Origin of the sequence: Clostridium sp. CAG:43 (assembly GCF_000434655.1) — a bacterium.
In the GTDB taxonomy this organism is placed as follows: Bacteria; Bacillota; Clostridia; order Lachnospirales; family Lachnospiraceae; genus Otoolea; species Otoolea fessa.
Genome location: NZ_FR895098.1, coordinates 1 through 2795, shown reverse-complemented (window position 1 = coordinate 2795; position 2795 = coordinate 1). Strand labels below are relative to the sequence as shown.

Sequence of the window (2795 nt, the reverse complement as noted above, 5' to 3'; positions counted from 1 at the left end):
TCAATTGAAACTGAAGAAATATACATAAAACACCCTCCACGCTTTATAATTCTTACTTATTTCCCATATTTAACTGGTTCTTCCGCTACCATTTGCGCTTGCTCATCTCTCTCAATTTTCCGGTAATCCACAGTCTTTTTAGAACGCATTTCCCTGTAAATCACTCCCGCCAGTGCACTCATTACAGCATCATACTTACTTTTGTCCTCAAATAGAGAACCATAGCTGTCCTGCGCTTCCATATAACTTTCCATTGCTGCATTTCCAAAAGCAGAAGGAAAAATGCTTTCCGTAAAAATTCTTGGATCTGAAGTACGTGCAGAACTTGCCAGTTTATCATCAGCAATCAGCTTATCGTGTAACGCACCAAGCATCACCCGATCTCCATCTGTAAACTGTCCTTTATACTTCTCGTTAATCTTATCCAAAATTTCATCCAATGTGCTTTTCTGTCGGATCCCCTGTGCCCCCTGCTTTTTAGATGGAACATACTGCCCGTCAACTTTTTCCAGTTTTATTGCACCCTCAAAAGTCTTCTGCAATTTATAGTATTCCAATTTCAGCTTTCCATCTAAATCAATCGGTTCTTCCTTTTCTTCCGGCAAGAGTCCAATTAAATAGCTAAGGAAGAGATATTCCTTATGCATATCTGCGTCAAACATACGAACTACTTGTGTTATATAACTATACCATCGTAATAATTTTCTTACCTGTCTTCTGAATTGATACCGTTCTTCTGGGTTTTTCAAATTATATCTGTCTGCTACCGGTTTTAATACACTTGTCATTTTTCCCATTGCAGTTGCATCCTGCTTACCAGGATGATTCCATATATCAATAAATGCCTTGATATCATTCTCATTATAAATTGCATAATCCAGAAGTTCTTTTTCCGTTTGATAAATCAAATCTACGTTTACTTCCTGCTCAAGGCTTGTCTCCTGATAAAATGGCTGAAATGCTTCCAGAATATCTTCTTTTTTATTCGCAAAATCCAACACAAATGTATCCACTTTTCCTGGACAGGTTCGGTTTAGACGAGATAATGTCTGCACTGCTTTCACATTTTTCAATTTTTTGTCAACAATCATTGTATGTAACAATGGTTCATCAAAACCAGTCTGATATTTTTCCGCTACTACCAGAACGTTGAAATTATCATGAAATTCTTCCTTTGTCTGACTTTCTGATATATGGCTTCCATCTTTTCTTACATTCAACCCGGATTCTGTATACTCTTCATCTCCATCCTGCACCGTTCCGGAAAATGCAGCCAAAATATCCATATCTACATAATGTTGTTCTCTTATATATCTTTTGATTTCATGGAAATATCGAACTGCTGCCAGTCTCGAGTCTGTGACAACCATCATTTTTCCTTTTCCACCGATTTTTTGTTTCGTAGTCTCTCTGAATGTTTCTACGATAATCTGTGATTTCTGGCTGATATTATATGGATGTAATTTTTCATATTTCTTTATAATTTTTGTTGCTCTGCTTTCTGGAAGCTCTGGATTTTCCGGTGTGTCTTTTGCAATTTTGAAGCAAGTACTGTAAGTCATATAATTCTGCAAAACATCCAGAATGAATCCTTCCTCTATTGCCTGTCTCATACTATAAATATGAAATGGATGGAAACTTCCATCTGTCCATTGACTTCCAAACATCTCCAGTGTTGCTGGTTTTGGAGTTGCAGTAAATGCAAAAAAGGATAGATTTGGATGTTTTCCATGTGTCAGCATCTCCTGCACAAGTTTGTCATTTCTATCTATTTCATCTTCTGCTTTTCCTTCTATTTCCGCATATTCTCGCAATGCTGCTTCTGTATCAGCCAACGCCGCTTTCAGTTTCATTGCAGAACTTCCTGTCTGTGAAGAATGAGCTTCATCGACAATAATCGCAAAATTTCTTCCGGCAACCTTATCCACTTCCTGATAAATCACCGGGAATTTCTGCAATGTAGTTACAATAATTCTTGCTCCGTTATTGATGGCGTCTCTTAAATCTTTTGAGTTCTTTTTATCATCAATCGTCTCTACCGCCCCTATCGTGTGATCAAACCCTGAAATGGTTTCCTGTAACTGTTCATCTAACACGGTTCGGTCTGTAACTACAACCACACTGCTGAAAACAGATTCATCATTCGAATCATGTAAGGAAGCCAGTCTATACGCTGTCCAGGCAATAGAATTGGATTTTCCAGAACCTGCACTATGTTGAATCAGATAATTACGACCTGCGCCTTCTTTTTTCACATCTGCAATTAATTTACGTACAACATCCAATTGATGATATCTTGGGAAAATCAATCTTTTCTTCTTCGTGACCTGCTCTGATCCGTCAGGCATTTGTTTCTTTTCTTCCTTTACCTGCAGATGAATAAACTTTTGGATAATATCCATCATACTATCTTTCTGGAATACATACTCCCAGAAATATGATGTCGGATATCCGTCTGGATTCGCAGGATTTCCCTTGCCGCCATCATTTCCTGCACCGTTCGCTCCCTGATTGAACGGAAGAAAATATGTATTTTTTCCTTCCAACCGTGTTGTCATCCAAACTTCCAACTGATCAATACAAAAATATCCTAAGATTCTCTTATTGAACTGAAAACATATTTCTCTTGGGTCACGATCATACATCCACTGACGCTTAGCATTATCAACGTTTTGTCCTGTATACTGATTCTTTAATTCAAGGGCAAATACCGGAATCCCATTTACCGACAGAACCATATCAACAGAATTATGTGTATCACTGGAATAAAACCATTGTCTGTTGCAAGTAATTTC

The 2795-nt window shown here is 37.8% G+C and carries 1 protein-coding gene; it reads right to left on the bottom strand.

Going from position 1 to position 2795, the window contains the following annotated elements; all coding sequences use genetic code 11:
• Positions 1 to 56 precede the first annotated feature (56 nt).
• Positions 57 to 2795 (bottom strand): type I restriction endonuclease subunit R (locus QVO97_RS08550; RefSeq protein ID WP_288189440.1); only part of this gene is annotated, 2739 nt, incomplete at its 5' end.